The sequence below is a fragment of the Sunxiuqinia indica genome (assembly GCF_009847015.1).
GTDB lineage: Bacteria > Bacteroidota > Bacteroidia > Bacteroidales > Prolixibacteraceae > Sunxiuqinia > Sunxiuqinia indica.
This window is the reverse complement of sequence record NZ_WVEM01000021.1, coordinates 1-15,973: the sequence shown is the minus strand read 5'-3', so window position 1 is coordinate 15,973 and position 15,973 is coordinate 1. Positions and strand designations below refer to the sequence as shown.

The window sequence follows — 15,973 nt, the reverse complement described above, 5'->3', positions numbered from 1 at the left end:
GTTAGCGCATCTCCTTTTTGCTTGAAGGATAATTATTGCTACATAGGCATAAATGTTTAGGTTCAATGATTTTTAATTAATATCAGTTCAGCATTACTTTTAGTTTTTCACCACCTTTGTTTGGGATCATTCTGTAGGTTATCGGACACGAAAATTCAATGTAATCCAATATTTCCTTTAGGTTTTCATTCTTAAAATTTGCATTGAAAATTGATTTATAAACATCAGGATTGGCAACAACAATCTCAATATTGAATTTCCGTTCTAACCTCTTGATGACATTTGCCATTGGGTCATTGATGAAGATCAATTCCCCGTCTTTCCAGGTCGTATAGTTATTGGGCTTAATTTCATTGATTTTCACTTTTTTCAATTCAGTATCATATTCTGCCATTTCTCCTGGCTTCAATTTGTAGTTAAAAGATTTGTTTTTGGCATTTAATAATTCCACGCTTCCGGATTCCAGCACAACATTAACTTGATGATCCTCAGGATAGGCACTTACATCAAAACGTGTTCCCAACACTTTAACCTTTAAATCGCCACTGGATACGATAAGGGGAATTTTTTTGTTTTCTGTAACTTCTAAAAAAGCTTGTCCTTTTAAGGTAAGATCGCGGTTGTCAACTGCAAAATCATTGTTGTAAGTCAAAGTAGTCCCCGAGTTTAACCAGATTACGGAACGGTCAGGAAGTACGACTTTGGAAATTTGGCCATAATCTGCAACAACTGAAGTATATTGCAAGTTATGCCCCAGTTCAATCGAGCGGCTTCGACCCAAATGAAACATCGTGGCTGCTATTCCTACAATCAAAACTAAAACAGCTGCATATTTATAATAAGAGTACATTTTATGCTGTGGCTGTGCTGACCTGATCCGGGTTTGTAAATCGTGAAAAGATTTTTCGACTTTATAATCCGGAGCCTGTTTTGATGATGACAAAAACGCCCAAGCTGTTTTTGTTTTTTTATACAGATCTTTGTCAGCCGGTTCATTCTTGATCTCAGACAGGACTTCTTTTCTAATATCGGGATCGATATTGCCTGTTATCAAATTTAGTATGTCATTGACGTTTTTCATGTCATGCTTTATAAGATTAATGCACGAAGTATGATTTACCCCCCCTGCGGTGAGGTAATTTATTTTATTTTTATTAGAAGTGAGGAAAATAATGAGATACTCCTAAGGAATAAACAAATAAGCTACAAATGGCAGGTAGTCTTTTAATGCAGCCCTGAATATCTTCAGTCCTTTTGTCATGTGTTTCTCAACTACTTTTACTGAAATGTTGAGTTCTTCTGCAATTTCTTTGTTCTTCAGTTCCTCGAACCGACTGAGAATAAAAACGCGTTTGCATTGGGGTGGAAGTTCATCCAACGTTTCCTGTATTATCCTTTCGATCTCATCAAAAGTATAGGATGAAGAATCTAGTGAACTCAATACATCTAGATTCAAATCCAACTCGATTTCATTGACGGGGCAAGTGGAAAAAAGCTTTTGCCTGTAACGTTGATCCCTCAATTTATACAAACAATTATTTTTTGCTACTGTAAATAAATAGGCTCCCAACCGGGTGTTATCTGTTAACTTATGACGTTTGTTCCACAAAGTAAAGAAGGTATCCTGAACGATATTTTCAGTAAGATCATCTATTGGAATAAATTCAAAAATGAAATAGTACAACCGGGAGTAGTATTTATTGTAAATAACTTTAAAAACTATTTCATCATTCTTCCTTAGCCCCTCAAAAAGTTGTATTTCATTTTCGGTCATGAGTTCCAAAATGGTAGACTGACAAATCTATAAAAAATAAAATGAATTAATATTCCAAAAACAACACTTCGGTTAAAACTTATTTATCTATCTGATAATAAGTAAAATAACCATTAATTCATTGGTTTAAAACCGCAGGGATTTGTATCTTTAAAGTGTTACTTACCAGTTAATTATGGCCACCCCTGCGATTTATGATTTATATTCACTACTGAACGAGGAAATAAAAAAAAGAAAGGGGTTACTCCCCGGAGGTTTGACCCCATATTGTAGATTTGTTTTGCGAAACATTCACAACATGAGCAAAAATACAGAATTAAAGTTTGTCGGACAGCCGATTTTTAAACAAGTGATCAGTTTAATCGACGGCATAAGTTTGAACAGTATAGTAAAGAAGCATAACGCCGATTATTATTATTATAAAGCCTTTAAGGCAAAGACGCATTTGGTCACAGTTCTTTTCGGTATACTTAGTCGGTGTGATTCGATGACCGAAATATGCGAGGGTCTGCGGGCGATGAGCGGGAAACTGAACTTACTGGGACTTGAAACAGCCCCTGCCAAAAGTACCGCATGCGATGGGATGCGTAACCGCGACAACAAGTTCTTTGAAGATGTTTATTTTACTTTGGTACACCATTATCAAAGTTTTTTATCGGGCAGCCGGACTTTGGGCCTCACCTTTAAAGAAAAGAGATATAATAGAAAATCTCAACATTGCTATCGAAAAGTATACTGTTCACGTTTTCAGTTCCACCGCACTCGTGGTACTTTTCTGGAAATCCTCTTTTATAATAGGCTCGTACATGGACATATATACCTCGAAAACTTCCACTACGATTCAACAAAACACTGCCTCACGAATGTAGACTCTCAATCATAGCTGCGTGTTAAATTTCTTCCAAGCACGTTCGGAAAAAACCGGAGAAATCGAACTCGAACGGAAACTGCTGGTACTGATCTATACCCTTTATAAAAACAATACGGAGTATATCGTGGGGGATTCCGGGAATAACACCGTGGCTCAGTAACAGGCAAGACCCTCCTGTTAACCGGTCGTATAAAAAAGTAGCCCGGCAAAGCTGGCTACGATAGATGGTCTCTACCCTGTCACAAGACTGGGTATAACCTCTTATATGCAGAGATAACCGGTATCAGGCGATTTCGCAGGCCAAAGCTAAACAAATTCCTGTCGGTATTTTTCAGCAGTTAAAGCAGTAAAGCACCATTACCAATAAGATGACAAAGGCAGCAATCATTCCATAGGTAATCCACCTGAGTTGTTTTTGAAGGGGCTTATTGCCTTGTTCTACGGCCCTGGTTATTTTATCCAGTGCACCGGGCTCGATACCAACCCCACGCCTATCAAGCTCTTTCAGTTCACGGGCAATGGACATGGATAGTTTTGTCAAATATTGATATTGTCCTGCCGAGAGTTGAAGATCTTTAATGCCCTGAGCTATCGCCTGATCCCGTTGGTCCATATGCCCGATCATCACGCCAATGTCATTGTAGGTGTCCAGTATCTTTTGTGTACTTTCCATAATCTGCTCATGCGAACTGGTGAACTTTGACAGTTCCGTTACGATGATTTCCGCAAGCATCGCATCTTTGACCGACTGCGTTCGTGGATTAGATTTTCCGTCCATATCCTCTTCTTTTTTTCTTATCCTGTTTACGCCTTCTTTTTTCTTCGCCCTCCTTTGTTTCATGGTCACGTATTCCCAAACCCGGGCCAATCAAAGCACCTAAGCCCGACAGGAGCACCCTGCGGACAGATGAGCCTTGCGATTGCTTCTGATCGTTTTGTCGCTGCAGGTCTTGTCGGGCGGTTTGGCTGTTTTCCTTAAATGTATCCAGGAGTGTACGATACCCGAACTCCCGGCCAATCTGGGAAGCCTTAAAGGTCTGACCGTAACCGCTGAACCGCAAGCCATAGGTATTGCCCTTTTTATTGACCGCCTCCTGCACCTCGACCTCCTGCTTTTTCATCATCCCGGTAAATTCCTTAAGTGATCGGGGGTGACTGACTAATACTTCACCGGCTGTCGTGTTTATCATGGTCCTGGCCAGTATCCGCTCAAAACTGCTCACCTCCGGCCTATACTTACTTTGCCGTTTGACTTGGTTGGCGATGGTCAATCCCAGTTCACGGCTGATCTCTTCTGCAATCTTCCCGGCGCGTTTACTGATAAAACTTGTATCATACACACTGCGGTCGATCCCGATCCGGTTCACGATCATGTGCATGTGCAAATGGTTCGTATCCTTGTGGGTACAGGCGATCCACTGGTGGTTCTCAAAACCGAAACGTTTACTGAACTCCGAGCAGATCCGGGTAAGGTCATCATGACCGAGCCGTTTTTCGTCTGCCGGGGCTATTCCTATCTCGATGCGGATAAACTTATTTTTGCACCGGACATTACATTCCTGCAGCTGCAGAAACTCCTTGCAAATAGCTCCTGTCGTTTGGTTTTGTACCAGGTTGGTCATGACCAGGTAACCTTTCTTGGATTCCCTAAGGGCGTATTCGATGGCCCGGCTTCCATGGGCAATAGCTTTGGCTTTGGCGATCATCGTTGACTGCTTTTTTGTGAAACTTTTATTCCATGATTCATTTTATTTTACCGTTCAGGTGATCCTTTGCTGGAGCTGGGTTAGCTTTTTGACCAACTGTCTGATTTCTTCAACCAACCCCGGGTCTTTTTTACGGATCAGGCTGGATAGCCGGTTAAAATGGGTACAGTACGTCTTTAGCAGGTGGAAATAACCAATCTCTTCCTGTGTTAATTTCGGTATGGCTTTCACTTCTCCATGGATGGCCTGCCTGCGGCAATACTCGGAGAGGTTAAGTCCACTTTTTTTGGCCAGCTGCCCGATGATTTTCTTCTCACCGGTTGTACACCTGAGTATGATATGCTCTGTTTTGTTCATTGTTCCTGTTTTCCATTTTCTGATCGTACTTGTAGGGCAACCAGGTAGCGAAAGCGGATCAAAAGCAGTTTGTATATACAAACTGACATCTTGCATTGCCTACGCTAGTACCAGGTAGAAACCAACCTCTTCAAGCTGTCTTTTTCGCAAAAAAAATACTTCTAAAATTTGCTTTTTATAATAGTATCTTGCATTCCCCTCTTTGAGCTAAGATTTTACCCCTGACTTTCCTGCTTTTTATCTCTTCTTTTTCGATCAAAAAGAAAGGGAAATCAAAAATCGGATTTCCCCTTCTACATTTAGACTTGAGATTTACGAATCAGGAGCTCACTTTTTGTTTGGCTCCTTTCCCTTTTCCCTGTTTCTGATCTTCGGATTTTTCCTGCTTTTCCTGTTTCTCCTGTTTGAAGTCTGAGAAGCTGATATTCCTTCCGGCGGCATTCACCTGCAGGGTGGCCGAGAACTTCTTGTCGTTTTTTCCCATCATGCCATCCACCTTCACCTTTTGACCAGCACCAAGTTTTTCCTTCTGATCTTTGGTCAACTCGACTCCCTTGATCTTATCGGGAATATTAATATGCTTGGTACGAAGTGGGATCAGCTCGTTGGTCTTGGAATCAATGCTGAGGTAATAGCTGTCCTTCTGTCCGTTCCGGTTGGTCAGCTCGACTGTCTTGCCCAGGTTTTTATCATTCAACAGTGCTCCTTTTTCTTCTTTGGTAAACTTGTGTCCCAAATACTCATCCGGGATATACAGACGTTGAATGGGATGTACCTTCACATTGACCGTCCCATCTTCACCCTGTTGCAGACGGAGCTTTGCCGGGATCTTGTAGTCCTGATCATTGATTCTGGCATTAATGGTGTACAGTTTGTCCGAACGAAAACCATTTAAAAAATCGTTCAATTCACGGCTTTCCATGTAGTTAATAAAGTTCCGGTCGACTCCCACTTTTTCCAGTTTATCAAATGGGATGTCATTCATGTTCATACGTGTGTTTTGTTGTTCCATAACTTTTAATTTTTAATTGATATTTATATTACTAATTGTTGGGTTCTCTCGAATTCCTCAGGTCGTGGTCTGGCTTTTTATTTGGCTTAACATCTCCTGGATATCATTGTAAATCCGGTTTCGGTTTCTGTCCAGTAGTTCATCAGGGTTATCAAAAGCATAAAATTCAGGAATAGGCAGATCGTGTTTCTCTTCTTTGCTAACCTTTTCCGTATTCACATACATCAGACAGTTAAAATTCTTTTGAGCGATCTGTTCGCCAAAGTTGTCGGCAACCTGCCCAACCATATACCCTTGTGGCAGGGTGGCAATTTTTCCTTCCGGCACCAGATAATCCAGTTGAGTGGAAATTGTCGTGCTTTGGGTGTTCCGGTTGATGTTGACCGATTGACGTTCCTGCAGGATTTTCCCCATGCGGTTTTGCATGAACTTCGCGGTCTCCCCGGCAGCCTGTCCGGAAAAGATGTTCCCGATATTGGTCAGAATCGCATTGGCCTGTTCCTTCCCATAGTCCCGGATGAGCTGGTCGATGGTCTGCATACCAATCAAGGTGGAAATTCTATTCGCCCGTGCCGTAGCGATCAAGGTATCCAAACCCCGAAAATAGATCGTTGGCAACTCATCAAAAATTAGCGATGAAGGGTGTTGTCCTTTCCGGTTGATGACCTTCAGCATCCGGGTAATAAAAAGGGAAAGAACGGCTCCATACATTTCAATGCGTAAGGGGTTATTGGCCAGGCAGACCACCTTAGGGGCTTCCGGCTTGTTCATATCCAGCGAAAAATCATTCCCTGAACAGATCCAGTAGATCTCCCGGCTGATGATCTTGGAAATCGCAATTTTCAAACTGCCCAGCTGTCCTTCCAACTGCTCATGAGCCCCTCGTTGATGGGCATTGATAAAAGGGTTGATAATATTCACAACATCTTTTTCTCTTGTCAGCACGTCAAAAAGGTCGTCATAGTCCAGCTGCAACAGCTCAATGGCATGGGGAAGCGTGCAGTACTGCCCATCCTTATGTTTTTTTAAAAACCAGATAACAGCTGCAAAAAAGGTGACCGCACTTTCGGAAAAGAACTCGCCCTGCTTTTTGATCCATTCCCGGTTCAGGTTGTAAAGCACCGTCCTGGAAGATTCAAAAGCATCGATCGGGCTTTCCATTAATTCCGGAGCGAGTGGATTACAACGATAGGATTTTTGAATGTCATCAAAATTAATCACATAGAATTTCGTGTTTTCAGGGAGCTTTCCTTGCTTCTTTGCCTTCAGAAAATAGTTATAGGCAACCAGTGACAAATCCGGGTATTTAAAGTCATAGACACAGAGGGAAAATCCTTTTAGCAAGTGCTGTTTGATAAATGGAAGCACCACCGAATAAGATTTTCCGGAGCCCGGTGTTCCGATGACCATTGTTCCCCGAAAGGGATTGACCACATTAATCCAGCCATCCTCTTCCCTGCCCTTCTGGATAAACCTTGTTGGCAGGTTAACCGAGTACTTGTTTTCCCGTAATGTCCGTTCCTGAGGAAAACTTTCATTCTCCAGATTAAACCGGTCTTTCATTAAATTGACCGTGATGAGCTTGGAGATATTGTCAAAACCAATATTCAGAATGACAAATCCAATAAATGTTGAAAGCAGATAGATGATAGTATATCGCTCTGGCAGAAGCAGACTTCCCCAATACAGAATCATCCCACAGATAAGCTGCACCACAATTCGGGAAACGGTCAGCTCCCGGTCTTTATAGGCTTTTGTGCCAACACAGGTAATCATCAGGAAAACCATACAGGTCAGCTTTGACAAGTAGCTGTCCGTCAGAAACTGAAGTTGCATCAGCTTTGTGTAAACAGGCATAAACTCAGGGATGACAATCCCCTGACCTGCAAAAAAAGCGAACCGGCTTAAATACAGGGATGCCAAAAGCATCAGGTAACTAAAAAACCGAAAGCCTTCATGTAGCCGGACCAGTTCCCGGGGTTCATTGATCATTATTGAAAGATTTAAGCATTAGAATGTTCGATATTCAGGATCACCGATCGGTGATGATTTGTTTGAAGCTATAATTTCAGGGCTCTTAAGATGTCCTTGTTTTTAACCTCCAAACTCAGATTTCGACCGGTATTACCCAGTGCTTTTTCAAGTAGTTCGATTCGTAGGATCCGTTGACCAGGGATTGTCAGCTTCGGAAAGACAAAGACTTCCCGGATCGTAGTTCCTCCGGGGATCACTTTCAGATCATATCGCTGATAGACTGGAACAATCTCGTATTCCTGAACATTGGTGGCCTTATGCTGCTTCCTGTCATCAATCCACCAATGGAAACCGTCCACACGGTAGGCTACATTGGTTTTATTGGAAATCTCCAGTTCTAAAAGCAGGGCATCACCACTCAGGTAAATATTTTTCAACTTCAATCGGATTCCGTCCTTGTCAAGCTTTCTACGCCTGACATGACTGTGTCGTTTGGCAAGAACCTGATCACAAAGTTCCTTCAGGACATAGTCCGGCATCATCCCTCCGGTATATTTCCCAGCCTTTTGGGATTGAAAGGATTCCAGCTTATAGGTGATCTCATCGGTATCCCGATAATTTATCAGCAACGAGTAAACACGGCCGGCACAAACGATGGTCAGGGAAGACTCTTTTTCAAAAGGCTGTGTCGCCTTAATCCTTACCATGTTGGGAAGTTCAGGAACTTTCTCTGCCAAAATTAGTGTGGGATCCCCCACCTGCAGGTAAGAAATCCTGTCCGGGCAAACCAGGTGGGTGGCTTTATGTTCGGTAACAGACAGCCTGTTTTGTGAAATGACCGGTAGTTGAGAAATCGATAGCAGAATAATGATTAATAAAGTTTTCATGGGTGTTATTTTTGATTGACTAAATAGACCAGGGTATTTTTCTTGATGGTTACCTTTTTCAGGCGGATCGTCTTAAAAAGCGATTGGGCTGTTTTATCAGCTGCCCGAACGCCGGCATAAGTCAGCGGATCAGCAGTGACTCCAAACAAAGAGGAGGTATTGGTCGAACTGCCCACCTCTTTAGCTACTTTGCGGGCGGCATTGTCCGGAACATATAGTCCCGCGAGACCGTCCAGATCATGGATCACCAAATCAACCGGCAAAAAGCTTTCATCGATTGGCAGCTGGCGTACACGGATCTGGAGGCGTTCATGTTTGATCTGACAGACTCCGTACAGGAAGGTGTTCTTTGAAACGTGATTTCCATTTACCCGGCAGTCTTCCAGTAATCGAAGTTTAACCCGGTTGCCATTCAGTACTGTTGTAGTTTCATAAACTTCCACTTTAATCAGGGGCGTTGACTTTGATCCGTTACCAAAACCATTTACCGGTTCTTTTTCAAGCTCAAAGCTTGCTGTTTGTCTTTCTTCCAGTTCCTTCAGTTTTTGGTTTGTCTGTTTCAGGTGAAAGCTCAGGGAATCATTTGCTCGGTTTAAACTGATATTTTCATTAAACACCTTGTCCAGTTCCTCAATGCCGGTTTTCTGCAACCGAACTGCTTGTTCGGGCTTTGGTTTGATGACAGGTTCTGCTGGCGAGACGGTTTGACTTCCTCCGTGACGCTGGTTATTTTCTACCAATTCCTTTCGAACCTGCTTTTCCTTGTTTTTGATATGCGCCAAAAGATTATTGGAAACATTGATATTAATTTCGGCTGATATTGAATCTTCAAAAACGGTTACAGAGTCTTCAGAAGCTAGACTACTCACATCCTCATTTTTTGGCAGATAATTTCCCCGGATATGGTAGTCTTGCGTGGAAACAACCAGGTCTTTCGTGTTTTGATAAGCCTCCATCTTATCCCTGATCTCAATCGAACGGTCGGCTTCTGGAAGCTTATAATTGGCACCGGTCTGTCCCCTGCCGGACGTTGGTTCTCCCATATCTCTTCCTGAATTGGCATGTTCGCCCCCTCCCAGGATATAAAAGATCAATATCACAAAAGGAAGCAGCGCCAATGGTAAGATTAGCAAGGCCTTATTTTTCTTCAAAAACGCGTTCATCGATTTTTCGTTTTAAAAGGTTTTCAAAAGAATCGGCCGGCATTTCAAAGGGATGGGTGGCCGGGTATTTTGATTCGGCCTGCTCCATCGTTAAAGCCGGGCTGCTTAACACTTCATGATCCAGCCTGACAGAGGGAAAGAATACAAAGGACAGGGCAAAAGACAATAACGAGATCCCAAATAAGAGTAGCCACTTTCTCCTGCGTTTTGCAGGGCTGAGTCTTTCATCCTGCTGATCCAGCCTGGCCACCCACCTGGTATATCTGCTGATGTCCTTAAATTTGGGAGGCGCGGTTTTCTGTTGCTTCTTGTTTTGCATGGGCTTTCTTTTTTACGTTTAAAATGATTTCCGCCGGATCGTTTCCAGATCCGTATTATCCACGATTCGCCAGCTTTCGATCAAAAAACCATGCGGATTATGATCGGTCCTTGAGATGTTGCGCAGCTGGCCTGTCGTTTGCAGCTTGCGGATCGTGATATTCGATGTTCGGACAATCTTCTGTTTCCCGAAATAGCTAAACCGATACGGGTAAGCTGAAAAGTTGAGTTTTACCGAATCAGTCTCCACAGTCATGCTGATATCCGAGGCAATCACCTGGTTATAAACATTGTTTTCCTTAAAAGACTGGTATTGTACCATCGCAGAACGATCAGCCAGATACAGGGCTTCCCTGATATTATTTTCAATGTACTCCTTGTCCGGTTCCAGGGTAAAAAACAGTTCATGGAATCGTTTCACGTGATCCCTCGCTTCAGCATCCCGGTTTTCGGAAATGTCTTCCCGAAGTGCTACCAACAGGGATTTTCCATTATCCAACACATAAATTTTCTGTCGGGACTGATCGGTCATTTTAAGCGAAAGGGTGAAGATATAGCCACTCAATCCGACCAGACCGATACTGACGGACAGAAGCACATACACGGTAAACCGGAATTTTCGCTGGATATCAAATAACTTTCTCATTGATCATTGGAATTTTATTGTTATTAACGCATTGCTCCTTTGGTCGCTGCCATGACAGCTGCAGTCCGAATCAACCTTCCTCCTCCGGAATTAGTCCCCGAAGCATGGACAATCCAGGAAGCGATTTTAGGAACCATCGCCATCCCGATAATCCCGCAAACCGGAACGATCAGGTTGGAAACAAAAAACAGGGACGGCTGGTAAATGGGCATCGACTGGATTTGTGCAATCTCGGCATCCAATACAAAGATCAGTACTTCCTGAACCAGTGAAAGAACAAGTAAGGCAATGGGCAAATACAGGTTGACATTGATAAACCTGGCGATCCATTGGAGGTAGTTTTCCTGAAAACCATCGAAGATCGAAAGCGCAAAAACAAGAGGTCCAAAGACCACCAGCAACACACAGAATACAGTGCGAAGAAATGCAACCAAATAAACCAGCACTTCAAACAGGGATTCCAGGACTTGTCTCAAAGCATCCATGATGTATAAATTGATCTGGTGCTGCAGTGCCCTGCCGGAAATGATGTTGTAGGTCGTCAATAACAGGTTGATCCCTTTATCCCAGAGAGCAGCTTCCTTTTCCTGGTTCTCATCAAACAGGGGCAGGTCAACTGCCAGAATGGCCTCCTGCTTTTCCTCCAGTTTTTCTGCAACCAGGTGTTTCTTATCCGCATAGATTGATTCCGAAAGGTGGGTCAACCCTTTGGTTGGCACCATCAGCAGGTGAATAAAAGGGCTCCAGAAGCTTAGTACCAGCACCAGGGCAAAAGGGCGGAGCAACGGTAGCAGAAAAACCGGGCTATCAGCGATCAGCTGCTCATAGATCCGTTTTGCGATATAAAAGAAAGCTGCAATTCCACCTATGGCCCTGGCCATATCAATCAGCATTCCGGCATTGTCAATCCCGGCCTGAATCATGGTGTCGGTGAAGGCGAAAAATCCATCGGTTGTAATCACTTGTAATAGCATTTTTGTTTGATTATTTAATGAATGATAATTGTGATTGGCAGGTTCTATCGGATCAGAAAGGCATAGCTTCCCTCCTGTCCTTTTCCCATGACTAGCAGGTGAAGGAATTTCCGATAGGTGTAGTCAGTCTCTCCTGCTAAATGGCCAAGTTCAGTTTTGATGGCGGCAAAGGATTTCAGTTTCTCTCCGTGGTCGACTTCCAACAGGTTGACCATCAAAAAGCGCATCAGTAGTTCATCGGCTTCTGCTTGCAGGATCTTCTTTACGCCACCCGAGTTTTCAAGCTGATCAAAACTCCCCAGTTTTCTGTAAAGAGAAATAAACTGATCAGAAAGCCGATAAATATCCGGCAGCTCATCCTTTCGGGCATCAAAGAGTTTTTGATTGATTTGTTTTTGGAGTTCTTTGTTGTTCTTAATCTGGCTGGTCTCCGCATGCCGTCCTTTCATCTGGCTTCTCTCCAGCAGTTTGGCAGCAATTCGAAGCAGGCCGGTTTTCGTTTTCCCCCCATATTCTCCGGCATCTGAAACCGGCAGGGCTCCCAGTTCAATATAATAGTGGGTGGGCCAGCTGCGGACAAAAACATGAGGCGTTGGAAACAACCAGCCTTTGAAAGCGACAAAGCTTAAGGGATAGCTGTTATTCATCTGCGGGTAATAACCGTGCCAGGGCTTTACATCCACCAGTTGGGCATTGGCTTCCTTCAAAGCTATGGTAGTTGATATACTGGCACTTAAACTAATTCCAAGGAGTAGTAATGATAGTTTCATGATCTTCTGATTTGTGGTTATTGTTGTTGTTTTCTCTTGCTTATTTCCGGTTCATCGCTACTACTGATCCTTTACTGGTAGAGGCTGTAGTAGTGAGCGAAGTTTTCCAGCGTGCCGTTTTCCTGGCTTTTTAGGTAGGAGGCATAGAGTAGTTTGTTGTAGAGGTAGCAGATCGTGCCGTAATGACGGCGGACATCTTCGTAGATTTCATTGATGGTGTCATACCGCTGTTTATCATCCATCAGAAACAGCTTGTCCTTCAGAATCGTATTGAGCACCGTGCTGGTCAGTTGCCGGCTGTCATCCAATATCAGGTCAAAGGACTGGACAATCACAGCAGCCTGCTGGTTGGTAAAATTTTGATCCTGCACCAGCCTGGGCACTTTCTCAGTATAAACGACCATGATCTTGCCCAGCAGTTCCCGGGTTTGCTGTACCCGCTTGTAATCCTTGATCAGGGCACTGACCTTCTCCAGGCTTTCCAGCATCTGCTGGTCGATACCCAGCAGTTCTCCCGTGAGCCCCTTAATGTCTCCATTCAGGGCTTTGATCAAGACGTTGTACCAGTTGATTTTGGATAGGATACCTTTCTCTTCGGTCCACAAAGCTTCGCGTTGGATACCGGCACCCACATCGGTTACCGGTGCCTGGCTGACCGCTTGTTTCTGAAAGATCCCCAGAAGGGTTAGTGTGGCTATTAATAGCAGAATGGCTTGTTTGTTTCTCGTTTTCATCTCATTAAAATTGTTTATTTCGTTTTGTATTCGATGGAACTCTCGATGAATTTTAATTCTTCTTGTTTGCGAATTTGAAGAATGAAAATTCATGTTCGTTACAATTGTTTTTCGTTGTTTCAATGATTGGTTACATGGATTTGAGGATTTCCAGAAAGCGCTCTCCCTCCCCGGTTTTTCCAAGAATCATTTCTTTCTCTTTCTGTTCAGAGGTGTAGCAGTAATATTCCGCCCGGCTGACCTCCAGAGCAAACACCCGCGAATAACTCCCAAGGCTTATAAATACTTCTTTGAGCTTGCGGTCTGAGGGCAGGTTCTTATTAATCGAAAGAACCTGTTCTTTTTGAAACTCCGACAGCCCCAAAGTCTGACTGATCTTTTCAAACTTATTTTTAAACTTGCCCATATCCAGCAGGATTCTGGTATCGGTATTGTTGATGATGGCATCCCGGATCACAGGCGATGAGATCACATCATCCACTTCCTGGGTGACCACCATGGCTTCTCCAAAAAACTTGCGGATGGTTTTGAAAAAGTACTTGATATATCCGGCCATCTGAGGAGTCGCGATGGCCTTCCAGGCCTCTTCAATACAGAGGAGTTTTCGTACGCCTTTTAACTTTCGCATCTTTTGGAGGAAAATATCCATGATGATCAGCGTGGCCACCGGAAAGATTATCGGATGGTCTTTGATCGCATCCAATTCGAAAACCAGGAATGGACAGCGGAAAAACTCATCGGTTTGCATGGGTTTGTTCAAGAGGTAATCGTATTCCCCTCCCCGGTAGTATTTACTCAGGATAAAGAAAAACTCCGGGCTGTTAAACGTCAGGGATTGCTTTTTGACCAGCGTTGGAATAAACTCCTTGCAAAACTCATAGTAGCCGTTAAAGGAACGTTCCGGTCCGGTTGTTTTGAAAAACCCGGTCAGCGAGTGAGAGATCACATCCTTCTCCATTTCCGATAAATGCTCCTTGTAGATGGTGAAGATCACTGACAGAATGGTCTGTCGTTGTTCTACATCCGGTTCACCGGTCAGCACGAATGGATTAAAGGAGATCGGTCTGTCCGGGGTGAACTCCACCATCATCGCACCGCCCTGATCCTTTAACTTTTCGTCCAGGTAACGGGTCAGCAGTTCATAGCTTCTTCCGACATCCAGCAATACGATATGACAGTTCCCACTCTCGGCATATTGTCGGAGCAAATGATTGGTGAAAAATGATTTTCCGGAACCGGATCCGCCGATCACCAGCTTGTTCCGGTTATGGATCTGGTGTCTTTCCATCGGTTCATCAGAAATGTCAAGCTGCACCGGACAACCTTCCAGCCTGTTTGACAGCTGGATGGTAAAATCCGATTTTGAATTCCGGATTGATCCCTCAAAATTGGTCAGGCAACAGGCTTGCGGCACCTGGGTGATGAATAGTTCCGTCTCCGGCAACTGGGTCGAAAAAGGCACACAGGCAAAAAACAGAAGCGGCAGGTCAAACGAATGCTGGTAGGGAAAACAGTTGATCAGTGAAAGTGCCGATCCGGTTTCACTTTTGTATTGCTTTAGCTGCCCAATGGAGTTGTCAAAAAGCATCACATTAAAATGGGCCTTGACAATTTTCTCACCAGAAGTCTGTACCGTATCCAAAAACTGGTCGATCAAGCTGGCATTGACCTTGTTTTCCGTGGAAAAGCTGGATAGACTGTAAATCCGTTTGTAGCTTCCTTCCAAAAATGACTTGGTCGCTTGTTGATCGGGAACATAGATAAACTGGTTGGTGATGTGCGAAAATGGCAGGTCATAAGTTACCGGATAGATTAGTGATACCGGGAGTCCTGTTGTGGGGTGTTCTCCCGCCGGGCTTAATTCAGATGGTAAGTGCGAGTAGTCGCTTAAACTCAGGATTTCCACAAACTGATCCATCACCCGCAGTCGGTCACGAAAATCAATTCCTCCCAATACCGGCTGCCCTTTCTGAAAGTTCAGGGTCAGGAAGCGTTCAATCAGTCCGGGAGTTTTTTCATCTCCGATAACTTCTGCCGGCCGAACCAGCTCGCAGCTGATCCCACTTTGAGTAAACAACGCAAGCAGGTTGGCTCGCACCTCTTTTAACTGTTCAGCAAGTCGGGCTTCTTGCGTTCTCGCCTTATGGGAAAAGATCAGAGCTGCCCCCAGGTAGTTCTTTAACAGGCCGGTGTTCAGCAAGCTGACATACAGGTAACATTCATGCTTCAGAAAAGACCGCCCTTCAAAATGGCTCTGGTAACATTCGTTCAGGCTTGCAGCCTTTGGCTTACCGCTTCGTCCCCCTTTCTGAAAATGCTCCACAAAAAAGAAGTCCTGTTTGTGCAGCAGTGTTCCAGCAGGTAATAGGTTCACGACTCGCTGGAAGGTATCGTGCAGCATGTAAAGCTGATCCCTGCCAAAGGATAACAGTTCCGGCAGGTGGAGTTTCAACCCAAAGCCCATATCCAGGTTATTGGACACGAGTAGGTCTTCCTTAAAGCCCAGCACTGGTAAAGCGTGTTCAATTGTCTTTAAGTCGGTTGCTTTCATTGCTCCTGGGTTTGATGGATTCGTTTTTTGATCAGGATAAATTGCGGGAGTTTTTTGGCCGTCTGCTTTTTCTCCCATCCTATTGGGCCAAGCTTCTTCTGGATCTGGGTCAGTTGGTACAGGAAAGCAAAAAATGCAGGGATGCAGATCATAACTGCTGCAAATGTCCCGACAAGAATATACAGCACAACAAAGAGTAGAAAAGCCGCAATAATTCCGTACAAGGCTTTAAAGAC

At 43.9% G+C, this 15,973-nt stretch carries 17 protein-coding genes; 1 reads left to right on the top strand and 16 read right to left on the bottom strand.

All coding sequences use genetic code 11. The annotated features are described in order from the left end of the window. Positions 1-82: 82 nt before the first annotated feature. Both GR929_RS20800 and GR929_RS20795 read right to left on the bottom strand, forming a co-directional pair. Positions 83-1,081: a FecR family protein gene (locus GR929_RS20800; protein WP_159523587.1), complete on the bottom strand. Its 999-nt coding sequence runs from the start codon at positions 1,079-1,081 to the stop codon at positions 83-85. Between the two features lie 102 nt (positions 1,082-1,183). Beyond that, a complete protein-coding gene (locus GR929_RS20795) occupies positions 1,184-1,774 on the bottom strand; it encodes an RNA polymerase sigma-70 factor (protein ID WP_159523585.1) in 591 nt (196 codons plus the stop codon). Positions 1,775-2,072: 298 nt separating this feature from the next. On the opposite strand from GR929_RS20795, the gene GR929_RS20790 reads away from it, so the two are divergent. Further along, the gene (locus GR929_RS20790; protein WP_159523583.1) at positions 2,073-2,657 is read left to right on the top strand and encodes a DUF4372 domain-containing protein; all 585 of its coding nucleotides are present in this window, start codon (positions 2,073-2,075) and stop codon (positions 2,655-2,657) included. Positions 2,658-2,976: 319 nt separating this feature from the next. On the opposite strand, the gene GR929_RS20785 is transcribed toward GR929_RS20790, so the two are convergent. The 14 genes from GR929_RS20785 to GR929_RS20720 all read right to left on the bottom strand — a co-directional run. Next, positions 2,977-3,423 (bottom strand): hypothetical protein, encoded by a 447-nt coding sequence (locus GR929_RS20785; RefSeq protein WP_159523581.1) that lies wholly within the window; start codon positions 3,421-3,423, stop codon positions 2,977-2,979. After that, positions 3,407-4,351 carry a relaxase/mobilization nuclease domain-containing protein gene (locus tag GR929_RS20780; protein WP_159523579.1) on the bottom strand — a complete coding sequence of 315 codons (945 nt, stop codon included), beginning with the start codon at positions 4,349-4,351 and terminating at the stop codon, positions 3,407-3,409. The genes GR929_RS20785 and GR929_RS20780 overlap by 17 nt, the downstream gene beginning before the upstream one ends. Positions 4,352-4,405: 54 nt before the next feature. Beyond that, positions 4,406-4,708: a plasmid mobilization protein gene (locus GR929_RS20775; RefSeq protein WP_159523577.1), complete on the bottom strand. Its 303-nt coding sequence runs from the start codon at positions 4,706-4,708 to the stop codon at positions 4,406-4,408. A 319-nt stretch (positions 4,709-5,027) separates the two neighbouring features. After that, the gene (locus GR929_RS20770; protein ID WP_159523575.1) at positions 5,028-5,720 is read right to left on the bottom strand and encodes a DUF3945 domain-containing protein; all 693 of its coding nucleotides are present in this window, start codon (positions 5,718-5,720) and stop codon (positions 5,028-5,030) included. A 57-nt stretch (positions 5,721-5,777) separates the two neighbouring features. Further along, positions 5,778-7,712: a type IV secretory system conjugative DNA transfer family protein gene (locus GR929_RS20765; protein WP_159523573.1), complete on the bottom strand. Its 1,935-nt coding sequence runs from the start codon at positions 7,710-7,712 to the stop codon at positions 5,778-5,780. A gap of 68 nt (positions 7,713-7,780) precedes the next feature. Then, positions 7,781-8,581: a conjugative transposon protein TraN gene (gene traN / locus GR929_RS20760; protein WP_159523571.1), complete on the bottom strand. Its 801-nt coding sequence runs from the start codon at positions 8,579-8,581 to the stop codon at positions 7,781-7,783. Positions 8,582-8,586: 5 nt separating this feature from the next. Continuing rightward, positions 8,587-9,744, bottom strand: coding sequence for a conjugative transposon protein TraM (gene traM / locus GR929_RS20755; RefSeq protein ID WP_159523569.1), 1,158 nt, complete (start codon positions 9,742-9,744; stop codon positions 8,587-8,589). After that, positions 9,719-10,063, bottom strand: a complete 345-nt coding sequence (locus GR929_RS20750) for a hypothetical protein (RefSeq protein WP_159523567.1) — start codon at positions 10,061-10,063, stop codon at positions 9,719-9,721. The genes traM and GR929_RS20750 overlap by 26 nt, the downstream gene beginning before the upstream one ends. Before the next feature lie 18 nt (positions 10,064-10,081). Beyond that, positions 10,082-10,708, bottom strand: a complete 627-nt coding sequence (traK, locus tag GR929_RS20745; protein WP_159523565.1) for a conjugative transposon protein TraK — start codon at positions 10,706-10,708, stop codon at positions 10,082-10,084. Between the two features lie 23 nt (positions 10,709-10,731). After that, a complete protein-coding gene (locus GR929_RS20740) occupies positions 10,732-11,682 on the bottom strand; it encodes a hypothetical protein (protein WP_159523563.1) in 951 nt (316 codons plus the stop codon). A 44-nt stretch (positions 11,683-11,726) separates the two neighbouring features. Next, a complete protein-coding gene (locus GR929_RS20735) occupies positions 11,727-12,452 on the bottom strand; it encodes a hypothetical protein (RefSeq protein ID WP_159523561.1) in 726 nt (241 codons plus the stop codon). A gap of 71 nt (positions 12,453-12,523) precedes the next feature. Further along, positions 12,524-13,186 (bottom strand): hypothetical protein, encoded by a 663-nt coding sequence (locus GR929_RS20730; protein ID WP_159523559.1) that lies wholly within the window; start codon positions 13,184-13,186, stop codon positions 12,524-12,526. Between the two features lie 130 nt (positions 13,187-13,316). Further along, positions 13,317-15,737 (bottom strand): TraG family conjugative transposon ATPase, encoded by a 2,421-nt coding sequence (locus tag GR929_RS20725; RefSeq protein WP_159523557.1) that lies wholly within the window; start codon positions 15,735-15,737, stop codon positions 13,317-13,319. After that, the coding region (locus GR929_RS20720; RefSeq protein ID WP_159523555.1) for a DUF4133 domain-containing protein at positions 15,734-15,973 on the bottom strand (240 nt) is incomplete at its 5' end. The genes GR929_RS20720 and GR929_RS20725, both read right to left, overlap by 4 nt.

Coding starts and splice junctions, on each gene's coding strand:
- GR929_RS20780 (WP_159523579.1), bottom strand. CDS start 4,351: ATGATCGCCAAAGCCAAAGCTATTGCCCATGGAAGCCGGGCCATCGAA.
- GR929_RS20770 (WP_159523575.1), bottom strand. CDS start 5,720: ATGGAACAACAAAACACACGTATGAACATGAATGACATCCCATTTGAT.
- GR929_RS20790 (WP_159523583.1), top strand. CDS start 2,073: ATGAGCAAAAATACAGAATTAAAGTTTGTCGGACAGCCGATTTTTAAA.
- GR929_RS20730 (WP_159523559.1), bottom strand. CDS start 13,186: ATGAAAACGAGAAACAAACAAGCCATTCTGCTATTAATAGCCACACTA.
- GR929_RS20800 (WP_159523587.1), bottom strand. CDS start 1,081: ATGAAAAACGTCAATGACATACTAAATTTGATAACAGGCAATATCGAT.
- GR929_RS20735 (WP_159523561.1), bottom strand. CDS start 12,452: ATGAAACTATCATTACTACTCCTTGGAATTAGTTTAAGTGCCAGTATA.
- GR929_RS20775 (WP_159523577.1), bottom strand. CDS start 4,708: ATGAACAAAACAGAGCATATCATACTCAGGTGTACAACCGGTGAGAAG.
- GR929_RS20725 (WP_159523557.1), bottom strand. CDS start 15,737: ATGAAAGCAACCGACTTAAAGACAATTGAACACGCTTTACCAGTGCTG.
- GR929_RS20785 (WP_159523581.1), bottom strand. CDS start 3,423: ATGGACGGAAAATCTAATCCACGAACGCAGTCGGTCAAAGATGCGATG.
- GR929_RS20750 (WP_159523567.1), bottom strand. CDS start 10,063: ATGCAAAACAAGAAGCAACAGAAAACCGCGCCTCCCAAATTTAAGGAC.
- GR929_RS20795 (WP_159523585.1), bottom strand. CDS start 1,774: ATGACCGAAAATGAAATACAACTTTTTGAGGGGCTAAGGAAGAATGAT.
- GR929_RS20765 (WP_159523573.1), bottom strand. CDS start 7,712: ATGATCAATGAACCCCGGGAACTGGTCCGGCTACATGAAGGCTTTCGG.
- traK (WP_159523565.1), bottom strand. CDS start 10,708: ATGAGAAAGTTATTTGATATCCAGCGAAAATTCCGGTTTACCGTGTAT.
- traM (WP_159523569.1), bottom strand. CDS start 9,744: ATGAACGCGTTTTTGAAGAAAAATAAGGCCTTGCTAATCTTACCATTG.
- traN (WP_159523571.1), bottom strand. CDS start 8,581: ATGAAAACTTTATTAATCATTATTCTGCTATCGATTTCTCAACTACCG.
- GR929_RS20740 (WP_159523563.1), bottom strand. CDS start 11,682: ATGCTATTACAAGTGATTACAACCGATGGATTTTTCGCCTTCACCGAC.